This is a genomic window from Oceanobacillus bengalensis (assembly GCF_003628445.1).
Lineage (GTDB): Bacteria > Bacillota > Bacilli > Bacillales > Amphibacillaceae > Oceanobacillus > Oceanobacillus bengalensis.
The window spans coordinates 13,987-38,175 of sequence record NZ_RBZO01000037.1; the positions used below are offsets into that span (position 1 = coordinate 13,987).

Below are 24,189 nucleotides of genomic sequence, written 5' to 3' on the forward strand. Positions count from 1 at the left end.
CAATCATTTAAAACAAAAACTAAATCATTTTATAACTATCTCTCATTCCTCTATACATCGCATTTATCTTTTTCCACTTATCTTTTTCATATAAAACCACAATTATTAATCGTTTAATAACTTTCAAATATGCATAAAGAATATTTTCATCTTCTTTATATTTCCTAGTGAAGTATAATGTATTTCTTGTTATATAGTATTTTCTAAAAGCACTATGCTCATAAGTAGGAACATTTAGCCATAAGAATTTATATGTGTTTCTTTTACCTATTTCATGCAATAATTCTACTCTATTAACTTTTAATATTTTAAAACCAGCTCTTATTACCCTTTTACAATATTCAATATCTACATAATCGATGAACATTTTCTCATCAAATCCGCCAATTTCATACCAAATAGAACAATTAAGAAACGAACCTGAAGTTATACACTCTTTGACATATTCATATTCTTCAATATTGTTACTATTACTAACTTGTACTGAATTCCTATCATTTATTTCAGGACATATTATTGCAACTTTTTCATCTGTACAAGTATATCTATCAAATTCATCTATTATATTTAAAGGACTTACAGAATCTTGATCTAATAATAGAACCCAATTAAAATTACAATTCATAGAATAATTCACTATTTGGTTTAATGCAGTTGCAATTCCTTTATTTTGTTTATTTTCTATTAGAGTTAGTTTTTCAAATCTGTTAATTAGAAATTTAATTTCCTTAATATTTTTTGAACCATTGTCAATTAAAATCACTTGTTCAACCTGTTTATAAATAGATTCAATATTTTCCTGAAGACGAGGAATATCTGGATTATATAATACTATACCTGCTATGTGTTTATTCATTGTTATACTCCTTTTCCCCTAAAACCGATTTGTAACAATAGCTATTATTAGTAAAACGTTATTTTTAATTGACCCAGTTTTTATATCCTTATCAAATATTAATTGGAATTTGTCTTTCCAAGAATTCCCATAATTTATAACCCTATTTACAAGTGCTAAATTTTGTTCAGTAATATACTTCGAGTATCCCCTATTCAATTCAATAATTTGCTTTGAACGCTCTCGATTACCATGTGAGAAACTTTCCCACAATCGTAAAATCTGTTTAAATTTACCTGCCTTGTAACCAACGGAATTATTCGAATGTTGTCGATATTTAATGTGAGGTAAAGTATCAAATATAATATTTCCACCTACAGCAATGCAAATCAGGTAAATCCAATGGTCATGCATTCTAATATCTTTTGGTTTATATTTCCGCGCTAAAGTAAATAATTCTCTGTCGAATACCATAGTACAGCCTGCTGCGTAACTGACTAACATTGCTCTTCCTAGACTGTCTTTACCTTTTCTATAATTAACATTTATAGGTTGCAATGATTCGTTAACAGGATTTAACTTAGAATAATAGAGTGAAGGTTTATTAGAATCACGATTTTTGATGTATTCAACAGCAATTTTTAATTTATCCTTATCCCATACATCGTCTTGGTCACAAAAAGCATAGAATTGTACATCAGGAGAAGCATGGAAAATTAGGTCTAGAAAACTATTAGCGGGTTTCATATTAGGGCCATCATACCAAGTTAGATAACCTTTTCTCTCCCATTCCGACAATATTTCTCGTGTTTTATCACTTGATCCATCGTCTCTAACAAGTAAATCTACCTTAACTCCAACTTGATTTATTATGCTTTCAATTTGTTCGTTGAGATACCTTTCTCCATTAAAAGTAGAAAGTAAAACTTTTACATGCTCCAATTTATCACCTCAAATATAAATACAAAAATAATGTATTACCCTTATGAATTGCTTTTATATATCCTATCTAATTCTAACAGAGTATTTTCTAGGTCAAATTTCTTTACCAAATCCTTGTTATTTAATCCTATATTTACCCTTTTCATATTGTTAGAATATAGTTTCTCGATGGCTGTTGCAAAGCCATTTTCATTATTTGCAGCACATTTGTATCCAGTAACTCCCTCAACAGAATAATCATTAATACCATGCACATTAGATGTGATTACTGGTAAACCAGAAGCCATAGCTTCTAATGCAGCCATACCCAGTCCTTCTCTCTTGGATGGAAAAGCGAAAATATCTGATACATTACAAATGTCAATAACATCTCTACGATAACCTAGTAATCTAACTTGCTGTTCTATACCCAGGTTTATAACCAAACTTTCTAAGTAATCTTTCAATACCCCTTCTCCACATATCACATAATAAATATTTGGATTCTTTAATTTCGCTAACGCCTTAATTATAGTCTCATGATTTTTGTTTTTATTTAGTTCTCCAACCGAAAGTATAATAAAAGCCTTTTCAGGTACACCAATTTCCTTTCGTTTTAATTTTTTATCTACAACTACCTTATTATAACTTTTAGTATCAAAACCAACTCCTGGAATGTATTCAACCTTTCCAGTTTTAAAAAGTCTATTCGCACTAGCATAATCCTCTTTATTTATAGTAATTAGTACATTGGTAAATTTCGCCAAATAATATTCAAAGGGAAAAAAAGTTAGCCAGTATTTAATAGGGGCACCTTTAAAAAAGTGAAATCCATGCGCAGTGTAAAACACCTTTACCTTATCCATTTTCTTACAAGCAAATCTTACCAATGCTGAAGCTATTGGGGTATGAGTATGAACTAAATCATATTGCTCCTCTTGTATAAGCTTTTTTAATCTTATATAAGCCGAAAAATTTTGTTTTTTTAAAGGTGAACGTTGAAACTCTATATTAAAGACTTTACAATCCCGGTTTGTTAAACGAGAACTTATTTCTTTCTCAATGTTACATGCAATATCCACTTGATGTCCCTGATTTAATAATAGTTCAATATGAGGAATCATAAATGCATTTATTGTATTTGAAATTGTAGATACATATAGTACTTTCATATGGAATCCCTTTCTTTGTTTAATATAAGTAATTAAACCTACTTTATAATCGCTACTTCATTAAACTTCATCATATGAATGCCTTCATCATACCTGCCGATTGTGTCTTCATTAATCTTTCCATAAACATTATTAATAATCTTCCCTGGCACATTTACACCACTTTCATATGCATGTGGATACCCCCCACCAAATCGTGGATTTACTTCAGAGATGTAATATTCACCATTAACTTTAAAAATATCAATATCAATAATACCTTTAAATCCTGTCCGTTTCACAAATTTATTAATTAGCTCAAAGAGCTTTTCATCCTTAATTGAAACCGACTTGTCTGTTTCACCAGCCCTCATCTTAATCTTCTCTTTTATAAATATCGCAACAGGCTCAGTAGAAATCAGATCAATATAAACATCAGCGCCGTATTCAGTCCCATCCATGAACTCTTGAATCATTAGATTATCAAATCTACTAAATAGCAATTCAACTTCTTCTTTCGTTTTCACTTTACTTATATTAATACTTGCACTACCTCTTACAGGCTTTACAAACACTGGATAATCAATAATACCTGCTTCCACATCACTGTAGAACTCTGCTTTATCTATATAACTCTTTACAGTCGGTAACCCACTCTGAACTAAGAATTTAAACATTTCGTATTTGTCAAAACACATTTCAACTACATCAGAATCTGAGACAATAGGAATCGTGCCGATATCCAGAAAGTCTTGTTTGTGTTTTGCAAGAAGACTCAGTTCTGGATCTATCAATGATAAGACTGCTTTAATATTATTTTCTTTGCAGATAGATAGAATCTCATCTAGATAGCCTTCATCATTCATTCTTGGGACGATAAAATGTTTGTCAGCTTCATAAAGTGCTGGGGCTAAATTACTACAGTCTGTTGCTATTACAAGGCCTCTACCATCCAACTCTTTTTTAAAATACTGTACAATCTTATTTCTTGTTCCACAGCTTAATATTAGTATGTTTAAATCATCGCGCATTCTTCAGAACCTCCAATTTATCAAAAAACAATGGTGTCCCACCCGTATGAATAAATAGTATCTTTTTATCAGTGATATTATTCTTTTTGATGTACTCTTTCATTCCCCAAAAGGCTTTCCCAGTATAAGTTGTATCCATTGGGATACCATCATTAATTAAAACATCCCTAATAGTTTGTAATATTTTGCCGTTATAGGAACCATATCCATCAAGCACATAGTCGTCTATATATGCTATAGCTTCAGTTTCGATTGGTTCTTTATCCTGGCCCAACAAATAACTATTCACACTATCAAGAACAACTTTACTGCCATAAGGATTTTTTCGTGCATTGCTGATTCCAACAATTTCTCTATCATCGTCATGTAAAATTTTTCCACATACAAGACCAGCTTGAGTTGTTCCTGTTCCGGTCGTATGAAAAATGAAATCAAAATACATGCCTGATGACTTTTCATAATCTAGAATTTCTTCATAAACATTAACATATGATTGTGTACCAATATCACCATGACCTCCCCCTTGAATAAAATAGGGTTTGTAGCCTTTTGCTCTTAATTCGTCCATTTTGCTTTCAATTGTAATACTTACTTGAGATACAGGACACTTTGTAACTAATGCACCAAACAAATTAATCAATTCACTATTAGAGGTTGGGTAACTTGATTCAGTTGGTGAAATAATATGGCATGGGATACCTTTTGCAGCTGCGATATTAGCTATTACTCTACAATGATTTGAGCTGCTGCTACCATACGTAACTACACAATCTGATTTTTCTAAGATTAAATCTTCGAAAAAAAGAACTGCTTTTCTTGCTTTGTTTCCTCCAAATGAAATAGGAAGTAGGTCATCTCGCTTTATATAAAATGAGTTGTTATTTAGCTTTTCACTTAAACTTTGAATTGGAGTTGCTAGATAGTTATTTAATTCCAATTTTCAATACACCTACATTATGAATATAGTTTTCTACATCTAAGGTAAATATATATCTATTTACATATTTCCCGTTATAAAATAGATTATTTTTTAGTATTCCCTCTTTTACAAAGCCACTCTTTTCAAAGAGTTTTTGAGCGCGAACATTATCTACTTCTGTATAAAGATATATCGTATTAAGACCAAATTCCTTATAAGCCCTTTGAATTAAAAGGTCCGTTGCAATGTTAGCTATGCCCTTACCTTTAAATTTGTCTCCACCAAGACAAATATAATATTCAGCTTCCTTACCTTTTAAATCAATATTCAGTAATCCAATTAACCCAGCAGGTTCGCCAGCGTGAGTAATGGTATAATCGATTCTATCATTTCTACCTTCAAGTGTTTTGAACCATTGAAGGGTCTTATCTTCTCTTAGAGGCAAATCATAATGCAGGTACTTATTATTTCTATCATCATTTATCCATTTTACCTTATATGGTATATCCTCTTCTTGAAATTTCCGAATGGCGATCTCCATATTATAACCCCTCGCAATTTAATTAATGTTGGATGATTTCTCTGTCCCTTTTGCATTGTTATGAGTATAAATACTTTCACGTTTGAATAGCTTCTGCAGTGTCCTAAAAAGAATCTTAATGTCTAACCAAATATTAAACGTTTCAATATACTTAACATCAATCGGAATTCGTTCATCCCATGATACAGAATTTCTAACGGTGACCTGTGTTAAACCAGTCATACCTGGATTCATTTCGAATCGTTTTCGTTGAAAATGACTATAATCTTCATATTTATATGGATGATGAGGTACGGGAGGTCTAGGGCCAACCAAACTCATATCACCAGTAACAACATTCCAAAGTTGAGGAAGTTCATCCAAGCTTGTGGCACGAAGTAGTTTTCCGATTTTTGTAATTCTGTTATCACTTTCAGTTTTCACAAACAAACCTGAGCCAATTTTTTCAGCATTAACAACCATTGTTCTGAATTTTAAAATTTTAAATACCCTACCATTTTTCCCAAGTCGTTCTTGTTTAAAAAACACCGGACCTTTTGAAGTCAACTTAATAGACAGAGATATAATGATTAGAATTGGAGAAATAATAATAATACCTATTAAACTACCAAGTAAATCAATCATACGTTTAATAAATAAGTTTAAAACTCTCATTGTTTATCTCCACAACCCCTTAATAATCTCTACAACTCTATTCAACTCTTCATCCGTCATCTTCGTATCAGACGGCAAACAAACACCATTCTCAAATAACTTCTCAGATACATCCGTTCCAACAAAATCATGCTTCTCAAAGAAAGGCTGCAAATGCATCGGTTTCCAAACCGGTCTTGACTCGATATTCTCAGCTTCCAATGCATCAAATATATCAAGAGGTCTAACCTTACCAGTCAACACTATCGAGCTTAACCAATAATTTGGTTCATCCCATTCATTGCTAGGCATGAACTCAACACCCTCTAGTCCACCAAGTTCTCTCTTATAAAAATCAAAAATATATCTTTTCTTCTCAACTCTCTGATCCAATACTTTAAGCTGCCCTCTACCAATACCAGCAACAACATTACTCATTCGATAATTAAAGCCTAATTCACTATGCTGATAATGCCTTGCTTGATCCCTGGATTGGGTGGCCCAGAATCTAGCTTTTGCAATACGTTCTGGGTTATCTGAAACAAGCATCCCTCCACCGGAAGTAGTGATAATTTTGTTCCCATTAAAAGAGAAGATGCCATAATCGCCAAAAGTTCCAGTATGCTTACCTTTATAGTAAGTACCCAAAGACTCAGCAGCATCTTCTATCACCGCTACGTTATGTTTCTTGCAAATATCCATTATCTTATCCATATCAGCAGATAAACCATATAAATGAACCACAATAACTGCCTTTACTTCTGGATATTTCTCAAACGCTTCTTCTAATGCTTTCGGACTCATGTTCCATGTTTCAAAGTCACTATCAATAAAAACAGGAATTGCATTTTGATAAATTATTGGATTTGCAGTAGCAGAGAAAGTAAGTGTTGGACAGAATACAATATCCCCTTCACCAACATCTGCAGCTTTAAGAGCTAAATGAATAGCAGCTGTTCCAGATGAAAGTGCCGCAGCAGCCTTGGAACCAACCTTTTCAGCCAATTCACTTTCAAAACCATTTACATTTTCACCAAGGGGCGCAATCCAGTTTGTATCAAAAGCTTCTTTTATATATTGCATTTCATAACCTTCATCACTCATATGAGGTGAAGAGAGAAATATTCTTTCTTTCACTTTTGTTGACTCCATCTTCTAGACTTCCTTCCCTTGTTAAGTTAATATTTAGTAGATTAGGACTTCATTAAAATCATCCATTCTTCTATTCCAATAAAACTAACCTACTAAACTCCTATCTAGACTACAATCCACTTCACACCAACATAAAATCGTAAATACTTTTTTAAAACTCATATTTAATAAAATAACTGGATATCAAATCCCACAGTATATCCGTGTGTCCCCTTTGATAAAGGTAGAGAGACCTCACCTTATTCTTTACAGCCCGTAAGGGAGCCCCTAGCCGAAATCAACAACCATGGGACCCCTACAAAACTATAACACAAAACGACATTATTTCATTAACTTACTTTCTTCCAATTTCTGTGCAAGATACCTATAAAGCTCTTCTCTAATCTCTTCATTCTCCAAAGCCAAATCAACCGTCGTCTTCACAAATCCCAATTTCTCTCCTACATCATAACGCGTACCCTCAAAATCATAAGCATACACCTTCTGCAATTCATTTAGTCCCTGAATTGCATCCGTCAACTGAATCTCTCCACCAGCACCAATCTCCTGCCTATCTAGAAAATCGAAGATTTCTGGTGTAAACACATACCTTCCCATAATTGCTAAATTAGAAGGAGCAGTTCCCTGTTCAGGCTTCTCAACAAAATTACTAACCTGATAACGTCTACCCTCAATCGTTAGTGGATCTATAACCCCATAACGATGCGTCTCACTCTCAGGAACCTGCTGCACACCAACAATCGAAGATTCTGTCTCCTCAAACTGATCTATTAACTGTCGTAATGCAGGTTTCTCTTCACCTTGTGTCCGCACAATATCATCACCCAAAAGCACAGCAAATGGTTCATTACCAATAAACTTACGCGCACACCACACAGCATGCCCTAGACCTTTTGGTTCCTTTTGACGAATATAATGAATTTCTACTTTAGAAGACTGATTAACCTTATCAAGTAATTCTAACTTACCCTTACCTTTAAGATTATCTTCCAATTCCAAGTTCCGATCAAAATGATCCTCAATCGCACGTTTTCCTTTACCAGTAACGATAATAATATCTTCAATACCAGACTCAATCGCTTCTTCAACAATATACTCAATTGTCGGCCGATCAACAATCGGTAGCATTTCTTTTGGCATTGCCTTTGTTGCAGGTAAGAATCTCGTTCCCAGACCCGCCGCTGGAATAATCGCTTTTTTTACAGTTTTCAACACTATACCCCCAGATATTGTTCCATGTTTCACGTTCAAAGAACGCAAGCGTTTTTCAAAACATCACACCTACGCCCCTCAGAACAAAAGCAACTTATTAAACCAACTAAACACTCATCAACTCACGCTCTCGATAAACAATCCCCATCAAAGCGTCCTTCAACTCCACAACATCATATCCATCCAACCGCTGAATCAAATCATGAATCAATTCAGGATCCACCTGAACTGTTCGTCCAACATAAATCTTCTCATAAACTTCCCCTGGTAATATCTCATCCTCACCAAGAAGTTCTTCATACATTTTCTCACCAGGACGTAGTCCAGAGAATTCAATCTTAATCTCATCTTCCGTAAAACCGGATAGCTTAATCAAGTTCTTAGCGAGGTCAACAATTTTAACTGGCTCACCCATATCAAGAACAAAAATTTCGCCACCTTTAGCAAGTGTACCAGCCTGAATTACAAGCCGTGATGCCTCAGGTATCGTCATAAAGTACCTCGTAATATCTGGATGTGTAACTGTAATCGGGCCACCTCTTTCAATTTGTTTCTTAAAGAGTGGAATAACACTCCCACGACTACCAAGTACATTCCCAAAACGTACTGCAACAAATTTTGTCTTACTATGTTTTGCCATGTCTTGAACAACCATTTCAGCAACACGTTTAGTTGCACCCATCACATTGGTTGGGTTCACAGCTTTATCCGTTGATACCATAACAAAAGTATGCACACCATACGCATCCGCTGCTTCAGCAACATTTTTCGTACCAATAATATTGTTCTTTACTGCTTCATGTGGATTATATTCCATTAATGGTACATGCTTATGTGCTGCCGCATGATAAATAATCTCAGGTTTATGATTGTTCACAATATCGAACACACGCCCACGGTCTTGTACATCACCAATAACAGGAACAATCTCAATATCCGTATTATCATATTCTCTTCTTAGTTCCATATCAATATGATAGATGCTGTTTTCCCCGTGGCCAACGAGTAGAATCTTCCCTGGTGAAAACTGCATCAACTGACGACAAATTTCCGAACCAATCGATCCACCCGCCCCAGTAACCATTACTGTATTACCTGTTACATAATCTGAGATGGCACCAATATCAAGCTTCACAGGTTCACGTCCAAGCAAGTCCTCGACTTCAACATTCTTCAAATGACTGACATTTACTTTCCCTGTCATTAAATCCTCGATTTTCGGAATCATTTTCACTTGTGCAGTTGTTTTATTACATTCCGTAACAATCTTATTCAATTCCCCGTTACGTAAAGAAGGAATCGCAATAACGATATGCTCAATATTCAGCTCTTCCACAACCGTTGGGATATCTTTTACCATCCCTACAACTGGAAGATTATAAATTTGCATTTTCTGTTTGATCATATCATCATCGATAAATGCCACTGGACATAGTTCTGCATGACTATGCTCATTTTGCAACTGACGAGCAATCATCGCACCAGCCGAACCAGCACCAACGATTAACGTACGTTTCTGATTATCTGCATGTTTTAAATATTGATCACGATAAATTCGCCATACAAAACGGGAACCACCAATGAGAATAATATGCAACAGAAATGTGACAATAAGTGCTCGGCGGTAGATAGAGAAATCATTTACGAAAAATTGTACGATTCCAGCAGAAATAATGGACAATGTGATTGCTTTTACAATCGCAACCAACTCTCCTACACTAGCATACGACCATACTTTATTGTACAGCTTATAAACGAATGCGAATAAATGATGAAAAAGTAATAGTGCTACTGCGCTTATAATAACTGCATTTACGTTGATAACTTCTGTACTCGGATAAACAATCCACGAAGCCATAAATATCGCTGTACTAACAATAATCGAATCAAGTAAGATGAGTAATGCTAATCTTTTTCGATACGACAACCTGGTCACTCCTTTCATCATATAGGGGCTACCCCAAAACAGTACTTTTTACTATGGGCGAACAAACAATTCTTGCAACCACTGAACAACCCGCTTCCTCCCCTTCATCCCAAGCTTCTTGTAAATGTGACTGACATGCACTTTTACCGTACCTTCATTCATTGCAAGTTTCTCTGCAATTTCCAGGTTCTTGAGCCCCTGTTTCATCAAATAGGCAACCTCCGCTTCACGACGGGACAGGTATAATAGCCGTTGATGAAATAGATCTAGATTCAGGTTCTTTAATTCTAGAAGACGATCAATGAAGTATCTTGTCGATTCAGATGGAATAAGGTAGTGCTGTTTTTCCACTTGCTTCATTAGAGTTGCTAGCCGTTCTTCTAGCATGCTATCCTTTTTAACAAAGCTATCAATCCCATGCTTTAATAAGATTAATAGACTTTCATTATCGACTTCTGTTGCCACGGCAATGATTCGTACCTTCTCAAAATGCGCTCTTATATCGTTCATAAGTGACAAAAAGGCGTGTTCTGGCACGTAATCGATATCAAACACCACGATATCTGGAGAATGAGCAATGATGTGCCGCTTGGCTGACTTGTTAAAAGTAACACAATCAACTTCATCTCCCTCTGTTCGTTGATAATGCAACCATTTAACAACAGAGGCTGAAAATGCATTCTTACTAACATAAACAACTTTTCTCATGACATACACCTATTTTTCTATAACTTCTTCTATTGAATCCTTTTACAGATTACATGAGAAGTAGTCATAGTTTAAAGTGACTTTTGTCTAATTAAGTCATACTTTGCCTGAGAATACCACTATATACCATAACTTCTTACCAACTTCACAAGATACCGTATTGCCTCATCCCGCTTATGAATGTCCAAACGATTGTATATTTCACTAATATAATTTTTAACTGTGCCTTCACTTAGGTACAATTTATTAGCGATTTGTTTATTCGATTGGTTATCCATAAAGAGATAAGCAACATCTATCGCCCGCTTCGTTAGCATAATTCCACGATTCTCAAGTCTTGTCACAAGCAATTGTTTCTCATCCATCGTTAATTGACGGATTCGGTCTACAAGAAGGTTCGCAACTTTTCCAGAAATGACATTTCCACCCTGGTAAACTTCATGAATAGCAGTAAGAAGTCGGTCTGCAAATACGTCCCCAAGCAAGAATCCATCTGCACCAGCATTAATCCCCCGAATAACTACCTCATCCTCAAGTGATGCGGAAAGAATGATCACTTTCACATCTGGATTCCGTTTTTTTATTAGGGCAATCGTTTGGATTCCATCCAAGTATGGCTTGCGAATGCTAATTAAGACAACATCTGGATTCGTCTCTTCAAAACGTTCCATTGCTTCCTGTCCATCTACCGCCATCCCAACAAGCTCGATTTCTTCTTCCTTGTGAAGAATCGCAGCAAATCCATCCTGGAATAATTGCTGATTTTCAATAAACATTACACGAATCATGATAACACCTCACTAGAAAAGCATAAGTGCCGTAAAGCGACGTATGGACTGCGCCCCCACTGGAAGGAATGAGCCAATGTGTGATTTAGATTGTCATGAGGTGAGGGAAGTCTCGCTAGTCACGGAGCACTGGAGCTAGACACCAGAAAAGGGTTAGCGCCTATTTCAATCACATATCTTACAGAGAGACCCCGCAGCATCCCTGCATAATCTCCCTAAAACAGTCCAAGAAATTTCTTCTTTTTAATGGCAAATGGTTCATCCACGTTCACTTGCTCCCCATCAATTAGTAATGCAGCATTTTCTTGAAGGATATAACGCTTCTCCACTCCGTGTGCAGATTCAATTTCCTTATATGCCTCTTGCATACAGAATCCTCTTGACGTCGTATTATGCGCATCAGATGCAATAAAATGGGTCAGGTTCGATTCGACAAATTGATGAGAGAGCTTTTGAATATTTTTCCCAAACTTCCCAGCAATACTCGCCGCTGTAACCTGTGTCAGCACACCCTTCTGAACAAACTCAAAGAGGATTGATGGGTGTTCTGCAATCTCTCGGTTGCGCTCAGGATGAACAATAATTGGCTTATATCCTGCCACTTGGATGTCAAACAACATCTGCTTTGCATACCTTGGCACATGACCCGAAGGAAATTCAACAAAGACATACTTCGTTCCATTGTTCAGCGTAACCAGTGCATCATCTTTCAAATCATCCACCATTTCACCGTACATCCGGTTTTCTTGTCCAGGTAAAACGATGAGTGGGATGCCTTCCTGTTGCAATGCCTGATTCAGCACATCCACGGCCTGTAGAATAGAGTTTTTGTCATTGTTGTATTGCCCATTCTGATTATGAGGCGTTGCAATGATCTTCTCAATCCCTTGCTGGACCGCTGCTTTCGCCATTTCGATACTATCTTCAATCGTCTGTGCCCCATCATCAATACCAGGCAATATATGGCTGTGTATATCAATCATGCCGTCACTTCCTATGTGTTTCATTTTACAATAAACATATTATAACGTATCCATCACAGAATTACATCAACTTACAATAATTTACAAATTCTTTAAGAAAAAGCACGCGACCGTATATTTATACGTGGTGATTCAATTTAACATTTCTATGTAGGAGGTATAATGTTACATATCTCCTCAACAGGACTAAGGGATCCCTGCGTTGCGTTGGCAATGCCTGCCTTAGCTGGTCCCCATATGTAGTTGGCAATATTGAGTTACATTGCCATAAGGTGAGAGATGTATTGCTGCAGTTTAACGCTGGAGTGAGACAAAGTTTTATCACATTATAATACCTAGTACTAATGTTAACATACACAATAGTCATTTTGTATTCCTTTTAGCAAATTTTAGCAATTTTAGGGGGGCGGACTGATTGGATTTTTCATAATCGGGGATTTTTCAGAAATATTAGCGGTTCCCATCACTATCATCCTTCCGAACAGAACCAATGGCACCCTTCGCTTTTCGACATACTCCGTCGTATTTCGACGAGTTTCGACGGGTGACAGGCACCTCAAAGGGAGCTTAGTTAAACAGTGTCCATTTTTTCTTCGTAGTGATTCTTTCTGGCATCTCGGCATAAATAGGCTGTCCATTAACCACAGCTTCACTATTTTCCATCAATTGATAGACTTTCTCATTCCCGTACCGCTTCTTCACCTGCTTAAATGCATTTCTTATTTGAAAGCCACGTTTTTTCGTATGATGTGCATCTGACGCGATAAAGCTTGTTAAATTGGCTTCAATCAACTGATGGGAGAAGTGTTCTGCTTCCTTACCAAATTTCCCTACCAAGCTCCCAGCTGTAATCTGCGTCAATGCGCCAGCTTTCACCATACGATATAATTTATCCGGATTTTCACGGAATCCCGCATGTCGCTCTGGATGGACAATAATCGGTTTATACCCTTCAATCTGCATATCAAATAGTAATTCCGTCATATCATTCGGAATATGATTCATTGGCAATTCAATAAATACATATGTCGTCGTTTGATTAATGGGTAAAAGCGTTCCATTTTTTAAATCGCTTATCATATTTTCATAGACGGTGATTTCCTGCCCTGGGAGAACTTCAACCTGAATCCCTTCCCTTTTGAAATGCTCATTAAGTTCATGAACCGCCTCAATAATAACTTCTGAAGAGTTTAGTTGTGTTCCATGAAGAAAATGCGGCGTTGCGACTATTTTCTCTATGCCCTCTTTTTCAGCCTCTTTCCCCATTGCAAGGCTTTCCGTTATCGATTTAGCCCCATCATCTAAACCAGGCAAAATATGACAATGTAAATCTATCACATAAACTCCTCCAAACTTTTCGTTACGAACGATTCCTCAAGTAAGGATATTGTACCAGAACGAACAATGAATAGGAAATATTAACTAGGATTATCCTCCTGTTTTCGACAATTTCCGACAAAATTCAGGGAGTGACAGGCACCTCAATAATGGGCACCTCAATAAAAAAAACCTCAAGCACAGGGCCTGAGGCGGGTCTATTTTCTAGATTAATTTCCATAATAGTAATAATAGTTGTGGTCTTTCTTTTCTCTACCGTTAAGGACGGTTCCTAGTACTTTGCCCTTGGCAGCTTTCAATAATTCGATTGCTTTTTGTGCTGCTTCGGTCTCTGTTCTTTTACTACGGACAACGAGAATGGAACCATCTACAATATTGGCAAGGATTTGCGCATCAGTCACAGCCAATACTGGCGGTGTATCGAATATAACGATATCATACGCTTCCTTCGCTTCTTTTAACATAGACTCGAATTTTCTCGAACCCAACAACTCTGACGGATTCGGAGGGATCGGCCCACTTGACACAATGTGAAGATTTTCCACATTCGTTGGCTCAACCGCTGACATCAATGTCATGTCCCCAACCAACACATTACTCAAACCCGACATGTTATCCATTTTGAACGTGTAATGTACAGTCGGTTTACGTAAATCCGCATCAATAAGCAGTACTTTCTTTCCTTGTTGCGCATAGACAACAGCGAGATTAGCAGTTGTCATCGATTTCCCTTCTGAAGGTCCAGCAGAGGTAACAAGGAATGATCTGATTTCATTATCAACGGATGAGAACTGTAAATTCGTTCTTATTGTTCGATATTGTTCAGAAATCGGAGAACGCGGGTTTAATTTTGTAATTAAATGACGCATTTTACTTGCTTTTGCTTGTTGTTTCTTTCTTGCCATTAAATCCCACTCCTTTTCATTCTACCTGCTACCTCTTGATTCTTGCTTACACGGATGTCCTTTTCATCAATAATTGGAATCACACCTAATACAGGTACTTCCAATTTCTTTTCAACATCTTCTTCTGTCTTAATTGTATTATCTAGATACTCTAATAAGAATGCGAGTCCCACACCAACCATCACACCAAGCACAATCGCAATTGCAATGTTAAGGAGTGGATTTGGCGCTACTGGAGATGGATTCTCTGATAAAACAGCCTCTGACAATACATTCACATTATTTACATTCATTAATTCTGGAATTTCTTTTTGAAAAACTTCCACTGTGGTATTCGCTAAATCTGTTGCAAGCACGGGATCTGCATCTGTCGCTGTAACTGTCACAACTTGTGAGTTCTCAGCACTTGATACATTGATTTTCTGCGCTAATTGCCCGCTACTCATATCAAGATTCAGCTCATTTGCCACTTCATCTAAAATTCTTGGACTCCTAATAATCACATTATACGTATTAATCAATTCTATATTGGTACGCAATTCCGTTTGTGTGACCTGTTGCTCTGGGTCTGGATTACTCTGGTTCACAAGAAATTGCGAACTATTTTCATATTCTGGTGTTAATAAAAAATAACTAATAATTGCCGCAATAAAAGCAGCCCCAATCGCTAATCCGATGATAAGCAAGAAGCGCTTTTTAATGACCTCAAATATTTCTTTGAGGGAAATCGATTCTTCCATTTCTTTACCTCCGTTGTGTTTTTGCTAAGTAAGAAAATCCTTATTCACGGAACTAGCCGTATACTAATACACATTTCAACATCATAAACGAAATTATAACATATTTTCACCTATTGAAAATGAATTTTTTGTAAAATCAGTTGGTATTTATTTCAATGATTAGCGATTATTACAATCTATGATGTTTTTTGTAATGATTTGTAACATGTCTGTAATATATATTTTCTCTATTAATCTATCATTTTTTTCCAAAAAAGGATAAAATAGTAACAGGAATATACAGAGATTAATAAGGGAGGTTTCTAGATTGGCAAATAAAAAAATAATCATGACTGTAACGGCTGCTGGTGCGATTGCAGCTACATTTGCCGGCGCGGATGAGGCCGAAGCAGCGTCCTATAAAGTACAATCAGGAGATTCGCTTTGGTCGATTGCACAGAAACACAATACAAGTGTGCAAACATTAATGGAAATAAATAAATTGACATCTGATGTCATTTATCCGAAGCAGGTCTTAGAAACGGACGGGAAATCAAGTAGTAAAGCCCCTGCAAAGCCAGAGTCGAATAAAAACTCAAACACGAGTACCAAAAAGACGTACACGGTGAAAAGCGGTGACACATTAAGTGGAATTGCTTCGAAGCACGGTATATCACTTAGCAATTTAATGAAATGGAACAGCTTAGACACAACATTAATTTTCCCTGGTAACGTATTTGTTGTAAGTGAATCTGGAAAAGGCGGAAACACTTCTTCAGGTTCAAATAGTTCGAATGATTCGGGTTCAAATACGAATAAGCCAAATGATTCAAAAGTCGACTCATCTTCTGTTTACACGGTTAAATCTGGAGATACCTTGTCACGAATCGGCTTAAATTATGGTGTCAGTGTAGCAAACCTGAAGAAATGGAACTCCTTAAGCTCGGACATGATTTACATTGGTCAGAAGTTGAACATTGGCGCGAAGGCTGGAAATGGAGATAGTCCTTCTAAAGATAATGGGTCTAGTTCTACACCAACTGCCGACGTTGATTACGATGTGGACAAGCTTATCAGTGTTGCGAAGAGCTTCCAAGGCGTGAAATATGTATGGGGTGGCTCCTCACCAAGTGGCTTTGATTGCAGTGGATTTATCCATTATGTCTACAATCAAGCAGGATACGATATTGGTCGCTACTCAAGTGATGGATTCTTTGACAGATCTTACTATGTAAACAAACCACAAGTAGGTGACCTCGTATTCTTTGAAAATACATATAAAGCAGGAATCTCACATTTGGGAATTTATCTAGGAGATAATAAATTTATTCATGCAGGTTCTAGCGGTGTGCAGATTTCTAGTATAGCTAGTGGATATTGGAAAGATCATTTTGATAGTTTTAAGAGATTTTACTAGGCTGATTGTTTAGTTAGTAATGTTCGATATAATCGCGTTGCGTTGCGATTATATCGAACTTTTTTGTTGTGGGCCAGGCTGTGGTGGGCGGGCTGTGATGGGCCGGGGGCTCCTTTCAGATTTTCGGAAAGTGTACATTGAATAAAAATGAGTTTGGTGCGTGACCCCATGTGATTCGAGCGAGACCTCCTGAAATTCGCGCAACATCTCCCGGAATTCGAGCAACATCTCCTGAATTTCGAGCGGAACCTCACGAAACTCGAGCAACACCTCCTGAATTTCGAGCGCGGCACCTCCCGAAATTCGCGCGACACTTACTGTAATTCGAGCGTAACCTCCCAGAATTCGCGCGGCACTTACTGTAATTCGCGCGAGACCTCACGGAATTCGCGCGGCGCTTACTGTAATTCGAGCGAGACCTCACCAAATTCGAGCAACCCCCCCTGTAATTCGAGCGAGACCTCCCGAAATTCGCGCGGCACTTACTGAAATTCGAGCGTAACCTCCCAGAATTCGCGCGACACTTCCCAAAATTCGAGCGCGGCACCTCACGAAATTCGCGCGGCACTTACTGTAATTCGCGCGTAACCTCCCGGAATTCGAGCAACACACCTCCTGAATTTCGAGCGACATCCCCTAAAAAACTTATTTCCTCCCACATTTCATCCTTCACATGCTACAATTCCCTCTCCATTGCCCGCTTCGTTTTCGGACCGTAGTTGCCATCTGCCTCATCTGCTCCCATATGAATTAGCTGGAAACGTCTCACTGCATCAGCGGTTTTCGGACCATAATAGCCGTCTATTCCGTTATTTGGCGCTCCCCTATCCGGATAAAAATTTAAACTTGCCAATGCCTCTTGGACCTCTCTAACACCAGCACCACTAAATTGCGGACTTTTTACCCAGTAGTCTGTATTCGGTAAGTTGAATCCACTACTAGGCTTCGCATTCTGCAATGCTCTCTGTGTTGCTGGTCCATAAGAACCATCAACCGCTAAACCTTGATCTCTTTGGAAAGCCCTAACTGCACGTTCGGTTGCGGGCCCAAATGAGCCATCTACTGCCAGAGAGTAGCCTAAGGCATTTAATTTTTGTTGCAACTCTCTTACCTCTTGACCTGTGTCACCTCTGGACAAATACCACACTGTTCCACCTGTAGAGCCCGAACCTGAACTGCTGCTCTTCGGCTTCGCATTCTGCAATGCTCTCTGTGTTGCTGGTCCATACGATCCGTCTACCGCTAAACCTTGATCTCTTTGAAAGTCTCTAACTGCACGTTCGGTTGCGGGTCCAAATGAGCCATCCACTGCCAGAGAGTAGCCTAAGGCATTTAATTTTTGCTGTAATTCCCGCACATCTTGACCTGTATTACCTCGAGACAGGTACCATACAATCTCCTCTGCCTGAACTTCCTCCTCAGGGGCTGGCGACACTTCTGTTTCCGTTTCTTCTTCCCAATTATCATAATATTTCACCACATCAAGAATAAATCGGTTCCATGTAATGCCATTCGGGTTCAACCAGCTTTCTGGATCCGAACGACGTCTTGGATCCAAGGCTTCATGTGACACAATATGCTCTCTTGGCTTCAATCCAAATGTTCTACAAAGATATGCATGATACCATACGTACCTGTCATATGCTTCGTTAAAGTCCCCAGTACGGCAAAGCTCAATTCCAATTGCAGCATCATTTGCATCATCACCAAATAATACATTGTCTGTTGGAACTTGATACTGGACATGCCACGCCTTTTCATTAAGCGGAATTATTTCTAATATTTTTTTATGGTCAACGAAAGAGTGTGCAGACGTTTGAAACGTAACATTATTGAAATAACGAAAATGGGCGTCAGCATCTGCTACATTATTCGCCGTTTCATGTGACACAAGGAATAATACCTTATTTATTCTCCCACCACTTCGCGCAATCCTATTTGTAATATACCTGCGCTCGATTAAATATTTATCCTTTATCGCCATCATTTATCCTCTCCCTGTAACCACCTTATGCTGAGGTGCCTGTCACTGTTCGCTTTTCGACAAAATCCGACGAGTGACAGGCACCTGAAAAATCATGTATAATTAAATTCATAATATTTATACATGGAGGGCTTATCGTTTATGAAGAAGAAATATGTAGTTATCCTCCTGACATGCATTGCGCTCATTGCTGTGGTTGGAATTTTTGCCACACAGATAGTGCAGTCTAACCCTTTGTCCTATGAATTGGAGTTGGCGAAGAGCGCATTCGAAAAGGAGGAATATGAAGATGCGATTAAACACTACGAGAAGGTGCTCAAGGAAGATGCCTTACATACAGAGGCCCGTGTCGGATTAGCAAATGCATACATAGAACTTTCCCAATACGAAGATGCGATTGACACATTAAATGAAGGAATTGATTTAAAAGCAGACGAACCGCAATTTTACTATTTTCTTTCCACAGCATACAGTAGTCTAAACGACTTACATCATCTGATAACAACTTTACAAGATGGAATAGCGGCGACTGACAATACCGCTCTGAAAGAATTGCTAGAAGAGCTTGCTTCAAGCATTGAAATCAAAGTCGACCGACATTATGTACAGAAGGATTACAACAGCGAATTATCGCTCATTTGGGAGAAGAATAATGGTGCAGTTATCCCAGTGACGGCCGATTGGACTGCTGCGAATGAGTCTGCAGGTGAATTTTCCAATGTAGATGAGAAACTTGTTACATTTACAGGAGGAAAAATCGGTGACGTTATGATAACTGCAACGATTGGTTCGATTAAGAAAGAGGTCGAGCTAACTGTCGAGGAACAGGTTATCGAGGAAATAACCGTACTACCAGAGGAGCTTGAGCCTTTAGCTATCGGAGAGGAAGTGACCCTTTCAGTTACTGGAGTAGATGCTGGCGGTGAGGTGATGGATTTTTCACCTGAATGGTCGTTAGCAGATGATGCGATTATCGAATTAGGTGAGACAGAAGGACAAGATGTACCACTTACAGCTATTAATGAGGGAGTAACTACAATCAAGGTTAACTATCAAGGTCTGGAAGATGAAATCAGAGTTGTTGTCAGCGGAGAAAATATCGAGATTATTGAATCAGATGTGGATGACGAAGAAAACATCTCGACATGGACAGATCAGCCAAGTTCACAAACTGGAAATGACGTACACTGGAATAGCAGCGACGCAAATGATGGCGCATCGAATAATGCTGGTTCTGTCGGCGAGGAGACTTGGAACGAAGAAGGGAAAGATGATCCAGAACGAGATAAAGAGGAGCAAGTTGAACCTGATGATAAGGGGAAAAAGCCTACTTCCGATCCTGAGAAAGATAACGAGGAACAGCCTAAACCTAAGCCCGAAGAAGATAATGAAACGGTGGAAAATCCCAAACCGGATGTAGATGAAGAAACAGACGAAAATCCTCAACCGGATGAAGGTGAAGAACCAAAGGAAGAAACAAATCCTACCCCTGATACAGATAAGGATCCTGAACCCAATCCCGAACCTGATAAAGAGGAATAAATGGTGCCTATCACTTCCCGAATTTTGTCGAATTATAGGGAGTGACTGGTACCTGTTTTTCTAAAGTTATGTATAATGGGTTTTGTTTGTTACAGTTTAATTCTGCTCCAACCTTATCCTGGTGTTCTACAAGATGCAGGCAGCAGAATTAAACACCACATGATCAATTCATCTCACTACCAGAATTGGGGGTTTTTTCCATGAAAGGCTTTATTATTTTTTTAGTAATTTTAGCAATGATTAGCATTATAACAATTTGCTTCCTCTTACTTTTCAAGCGGATTTTCGTGAAAAAGCTAGACAAACATGGGTTTTTCTACAATAAGAAAAAGATGTTTTACTTTGTTGGTGGGATTATCATTGTCCTATCGCTACTATTATTCTTAGATATATTCTTCCAGGGACTCGTCTATCAACGATTACCAGATGGAATCCAAGCGTACTTGTCAACTATTAGTGAAAGCCCCACTACAACGGAATGATACTAGGTAAAGCTCCCGTATCATTGGATCTGGATGATAATCTACTAGTTAAAACAAACGTTTGATTTAGTATACTTCCCCCGCTACACCTACATTATGACTGGAAAAGGATTATCCTTCCTTGCAACTTGTCAGAACACCTTCCCTAACAGCCTCTAGCTGAATTCAAACAAACGTTTGAACTAGATAAATAATTGCATATCGCCGACACGATGGCATGAAAAGGGTGCCTGTCACCGTTCGAGTTTCGACAAATTCCAACAATCCTCGACAAGTGACAGGCACCTCATTTTGGCACCTCATTTTTCTTCTTGGGTAGTTTTGCTTTTTCCATGGTAATTCACTACAATGATTCCAACTGCAACGAGTGCAATGGCTGCTAGAATGTAGAAAGATAAGCTTTCTCCAGGAATAAACATCGCAGAAAGCACAGCACCTGAGACTGGCACAATAAACTTATACATGCTCAGTTCACTAGCATTATTATATTTCAAAATCGAATACCATAACCCGAACGCCGCTGCCGAAAGAAGTGCTGAGTATATAAACAATCCCCAGCCAAACGGTGTGAAGGTAATTGCATTTTCACCGAGTTGCGGCAATCCAATTAAGAGCATTACCACACCACCAAGACTGAGCTGCCAGCCAGTAATGGCAAATGGATGGATCCCTGTCGCAAGCTCTTTCGCCATGATGGTTGCGATGGCACTTGTAAGACCAGATAGAATCATATATCCTTCTCCTGTAAGTTGAAAGGATAAATTGAATGCTTGCCCCCAGTTGGCCACAATAATTCCTGCGAATCCAGCAATTAATCCAACCATCTTTTTGCTGTTCATTTTGTCATTTTTATAATAATAGTGTGCGAGAAGGACTGTAAAGAACGTTCCACATGAACTTAAAATCGCTCCTTGCATACCTGACACTTTCGCTAGGCCATTGTAAAAGAAGAAATACTGTAATGCGGTTTGCACTAGACCCAGAATAAGTAAAGTGAAAAATTGCCTGCGCGTAACCAAGATACTTTTCGGACGAATAAATAGTAAAAATGCTAAAACGAGTAATCCCGCAAGTAAGAAACGCATCCCCGCAAATACGACCTTTGCAATTACGTCATCTGGAGCCATTTGTAATTCTTCGTAGCTAACCTTCAGAACTGGGAAAGCACTGCCCCACAATAACGAGCAAAAGACCGCTATCGCAACTACCCAACCTTTATTTTGTAATATCTTATTCATATGATGTCATCTCCTAAAACGTGCTTTGCTCCTGAATCAAATATATACATCATAGGAGAAATACGAAAGATAAGCAAATAGGTTGCCTGTCACCGTTCGATTTTCGACATTTTCCGACAAATTTCGAGGAGTGACAGGCACCGCAAATCCCCACCAAGTATTCAAATACCTAATGGGGAGGATTTTTGTTTAATTATGTTCACTAATTACTCTTTTGGTTCTAGGTCCTCAATGGAGTCAATGTCCATATAGGTAGGGACGGCTAACCCAATTTTTGCCCCTTCAAGGTTTGCTCCTAGGTCTTCAAATTCACCCTCATACTCGTTGTAGAAAGCACCATGCGTTGAAGGCATCCACGGAGATAGAGAAGCATCAGCATCACCTGTTGCAATTGCCTTAAACATAATCGCTGGGTCAACTTGTGTAAGCGTAACATTAAACCCATGTTGTTCTAATACAATTTTAGCTACATTTGCTGAAAAGAGCTCTGTATCCCAAGAAGTTGAAACTAATTCTAGTGAAGTACCACCTGCTGGTTCTACACCTTCTGTCCATGTTGCAACGGTATCTTGATTATTGTCCACCCATTCCCTTGCTACTTTTTCAAAGTCAAAGTCCATTTCTTGCGCTTTAAGTAAGGCTGATTCCATATCTTGTAGTTCCCAATAGAATCGATCTAGAATCGTATAGGCAATAGGCTTTTCATCTTTTAAACCTTTTCTGACGATTGTTGTAATGTATTCCTCTTCACCAAAGATGCCTTTAGGATCTTCTAAGTACTTGAGGTCATATTTAGCAAACTTATAGTGTGGTGACCATGCAGCCACTATAATTGGTTCTTCATTTCCGATAGCATCCCCTAGCTGTGTTAACATTGCAGCTGATGAAGATAATTCCTGTTCCCAACCAGCCATGCTCTCGTATTCAGCAATCACATTGTTCGTCGTTTCAGTTTGCCCGGCTCCAGGTTCAATACCAGTAATGGTATATTCCAGCTCTTCACTAACATTCGATGTGGCCTCATCTCCGCCGTCATTCTCACTATTCGCACCATCAACTGTCTCTTCTTGTCCACAACCAGCTGCTACAAGTGATAAAGATAAAACCGAAATGATTCCTAATTTTTTCAATTTAAAGTTAAACATACTATATTGCTCCCCTTTATTACTTATTTGCCACTATTATCATTTTGATGTTTAAATTACTAACAACTCCTAAAACTATATCAATCTTAATTGTACAATTCAAACTGTATATCCTGTTATTTCAGTTCATATTGTGCGTACAGTTTTACTATTAACGCTTTTTAAGAGAGGGTTCGCTTATTTCCTTCCATTTCCTCCTTATTCGTATATAAGTTAAACAAAGGAGAAAAGAAGAATCTATTTCTATAGAGGATGCAAAGCGCGGAATCAGACAACAACTTAATTTATCATAGGTCTTGCGTTTAATTCATAGCAAAATAAGGCTTGGTTCTAAAAAATTTGAACCAAGCCTTTTTAAATGCTGTTGTAAAAGTAGTGCCTGTCACTAGCGCTTGAATCCCGCGTTGTGATGCGCGATTTTTCTCGGACTGACGCGCGATTTTCTCGGATTGGCGCGCGATTTTCCCGTGCTGACGCGCGATTTCCTCGTGCTGGCGGATTAAGCCCGTATAATTGTGTAAAAAGAAAAGGGCCAATCATCAACCCCATGTTACAATGTTTTTAACCACAAAAATATCGTAATAGGAGGAATTGATGATGACCCAACTTAATTTTACA

The 24,189-nt window shown here is 38.0% G+C and carries 23 protein-coding genes; 3 read left to right on the forward strand and 20 right to left on the reverse strand.

The genetic code is table 11. The features are described 5' to 3' along the window. Positions 1-19: 19 nt before the first annotated feature. From D8M05_RS17350 to D8M05_RS17425, 16 genes are all read right to left on the reverse strand, one after another. The gene (locus D8M05_RS17350; protein ID WP_121134079.1) at positions 20-856 is read right to left on the reverse strand and encodes a glycosyltransferase family 2 protein; all 837 of its coding nucleotides are present in this window, start codon (positions 854-856) and stop codon (positions 20-22) included. Between the two features lie 18 nt (positions 857-874). After that, positions 875-1,777 carry a glycosyltransferase gene (locus D8M05_RS17355; RefSeq protein ID WP_121134081.1) on the reverse strand — a complete coding sequence of 301 codons (903 nt, stop codon included), beginning with the start codon at positions 1,775-1,777 and terminating at the stop codon, positions 875-877. Between the two features lie 41 nt (positions 1,778-1,818). Next, a complete protein-coding gene (locus tag D8M05_RS17360) occupies positions 1,819-2,928 on the reverse strand; it encodes a glycosyltransferase family 4 protein (protein ID WP_121134083.1) in 1,110 nt (369 codons plus the stop codon). Between the two features lie 38 nt (positions 2,929-2,966). After that, positions 2,967-3,938 (reverse strand): ATP-grasp domain-containing protein, encoded by a 972-nt coding sequence (locus tag D8M05_RS17365; RefSeq protein ID WP_121134085.1) that lies wholly within the window; start codon positions 3,936-3,938, stop codon positions 2,967-2,969. Next, entirely contained in the window at positions 3,928-4,875 is a 948-nt protein-coding gene (locus D8M05_RS17370) for a 1-aminocyclopropane-1-carboxylate deaminase/D-cysteine desulfhydrase (protein WP_220667600.1), read from the reverse strand. The genes D8M05_RS17365 and D8M05_RS17370 overlap by 11 nt, the downstream gene beginning before the upstream one ends. Beyond that, positions 4,862-5,398, reverse strand: a complete 537-nt coding sequence (locus D8M05_RS17375; RefSeq protein ID WP_121134087.1) for a GNAT family N-acetyltransferase — start codon at positions 5,396-5,398, stop codon at positions 4,862-4,864. The genes D8M05_RS17370 and D8M05_RS17375 overlap by 14 nt, the downstream gene beginning before the upstream one ends. A gap of 18 nt (positions 5,399-5,416) precedes the next feature. Further along, positions 5,417-6,052, reverse strand: coding sequence for a sugar transferase (locus D8M05_RS17380; protein ID WP_121134089.1), 636 nt, complete (start codon positions 6,050-6,052; stop codon positions 5,417-5,419). A 3-nt stretch (positions 6,053-6,055) separates the two neighbouring features. Then, positions 6,056-7,168 (reverse strand): DegT/DnrJ/EryC1/StrS family aminotransferase, encoded by a 1,113-nt coding sequence (locus tag D8M05_RS17385; RefSeq protein WP_121134124.1) that lies wholly within the window; start codon positions 7,166-7,168, stop codon positions 6,056-6,058. A gap of 336 nt (positions 7,169-7,504) precedes the next feature. Next, positions 7,505-8,395, reverse strand: coding sequence for a UTP--glucose-1-phosphate uridylyltransferase GalU (gene galU / locus D8M05_RS17390; RefSeq protein WP_121134091.1), 891 nt, complete (start codon positions 8,393-8,395; stop codon positions 7,505-7,507). A 106-nt stretch (positions 8,396-8,501) separates the two neighbouring features. After that, positions 8,502-10,322, reverse strand: a complete 1,821-nt coding sequence (locus tag D8M05_RS17395; RefSeq protein WP_121134093.1) for a nucleoside-diphosphate sugar epimerase/dehydratase — start codon at positions 10,320-10,322, stop codon at positions 8,502-8,504. A 51-nt stretch (positions 10,323-10,373) separates the two neighbouring features. Next, positions 10,374-11,030, reverse strand: a complete 657-nt coding sequence (locus D8M05_RS17400; RefSeq protein ID WP_121134095.1) for a response regulator transcription factor — start codon at positions 11,028-11,030, stop codon at positions 10,374-10,376. A 119-nt stretch (positions 11,031-11,149) separates the two neighbouring features. Then, positions 11,150-11,818: a response regulator transcription factor gene (locus D8M05_RS17405; RefSeq protein ID WP_121134097.1), complete on the reverse strand. Its 669-nt coding sequence runs from the start codon at positions 11,816-11,818 to the stop codon at positions 11,150-11,152. A 215-nt stretch (positions 11,819-12,033) separates the two neighbouring features. After that, entirely contained in the window at positions 12,034-12,801 is a 768-nt protein-coding gene (locus D8M05_RS17410) for a tyrosine-protein phosphatase (protein WP_121134099.1), read from the reverse strand. Between the two features lie 567 nt (positions 12,802-13,368). Then, the gene (locus D8M05_RS17415) at positions 13,369-14,139 is read right to left on the reverse strand and encodes a tyrosine-protein phosphatase (RefSeq protein ID WP_121134101.1); all 771 of its coding nucleotides are present in this window, start codon (positions 14,137-14,139) and stop codon (positions 13,369-13,371) included. A gap of 209 nt (positions 14,140-14,348) precedes the next feature. Next, positions 14,349-15,044, reverse strand: coding sequence for a CpsD/CapB family tyrosine-protein kinase (locus D8M05_RS17420; protein ID WP_121134103.1), 696 nt, complete (start codon positions 15,042-15,044; stop codon positions 14,349-14,351). Beyond that, on the reverse strand, positions 15,044-15,784 hold the full coding sequence (locus tag D8M05_RS17425; RefSeq protein ID WP_121134105.1) for a YveK family protein: 741 nt from the start codon (positions 15,782-15,784) through the stop codon (positions 15,044-15,046). Before D8M05_RS17425 ends, D8M05_RS17420 begins: the two co-directional genes overlap by 1 nt. A gap of 307 nt (positions 15,785-16,091) precedes the next feature. Here D8M05_RS17425 and D8M05_RS17430 point away from each other — a divergent pair, with 307 nt between their 5' ends. Continuing rightward, complete coding sequence (locus tag D8M05_RS17430; RefSeq protein WP_121134107.1) at positions 16,092-17,180, forward strand: C40 family peptidase; 1,089 nt, start codon at positions 16,092-16,094, stop codon at positions 17,178-17,180. A gap of 676 nt (positions 17,181-17,856) precedes the next feature. On the opposite strand, the gene D8M05_RS20960 is transcribed toward D8M05_RS17430, so the two are convergent. After that, entirely contained in the window at positions 17,857-19,167 is a 1,311-nt protein-coding gene (locus tag D8M05_RS20960) for a peptidoglycan recognition protein family protein (protein WP_121134109.1), read from the reverse strand. A gap of 138 nt (positions 19,168-19,305) precedes the next feature. Here D8M05_RS20960 and D8M05_RS17440 point away from each other — a divergent pair, with 138 nt between their 5' ends. Both D8M05_RS17440 and D8M05_RS17445 read left to right on the forward strand, forming a co-directional pair. After that, positions 19,306-20,706 carry a type VII secretion protein EssB/YukC gene (locus D8M05_RS17440; protein WP_183072849.1) on the forward strand — a complete coding sequence of 467 codons (1,401 nt, stop codon included), beginning with the start codon at positions 19,306-19,308 and terminating at the stop codon, positions 20,704-20,706. A 200-nt stretch (positions 20,707-20,906) separates the two neighbouring features. Then, the gene (locus D8M05_RS17445; protein WP_121134113.1) at positions 20,907-21,188 is read left to right on the forward strand and encodes a hypothetical protein; all 282 of its coding nucleotides are present in this window, start codon (positions 20,907-20,909) and stop codon (positions 21,186-21,188) included. A 299-nt stretch (positions 21,189-21,487) separates the two neighbouring features. Here D8M05_RS17445 and D8M05_RS17450 read toward each other — a convergent pair whose 3' ends face one another. From D8M05_RS17450 to D8M05_RS17460, 3 genes are all read right to left on the reverse strand, one after another. Next, entirely contained in the window at positions 21,488-22,426 is a 939-nt protein-coding gene (locus D8M05_RS17450; RefSeq protein ID WP_121134115.1) for a DMT family transporter, read from the reverse strand. 206 nt (positions 22,427-22,632) lie between these two features. After that, a complete protein-coding gene (locus D8M05_RS17455) occupies positions 22,633-23,571 on the reverse strand; it encodes a glycine betaine ABC transporter substrate-binding protein (protein WP_121134117.1) in 939 nt (312 codons plus the stop codon). Positions 23,572-23,873: 302 nt separating this feature from the next. Beyond that, positions 23,874-24,107, reverse strand: coding sequence for a hypothetical protein (locus tag D8M05_RS17460; protein ID WP_121134119.1), 234 nt, complete (start codon positions 24,105-24,107; stop codon positions 23,874-23,876). Between the last annotated feature and the right edge of the window lie 82 nt (positions 24,108-24,189).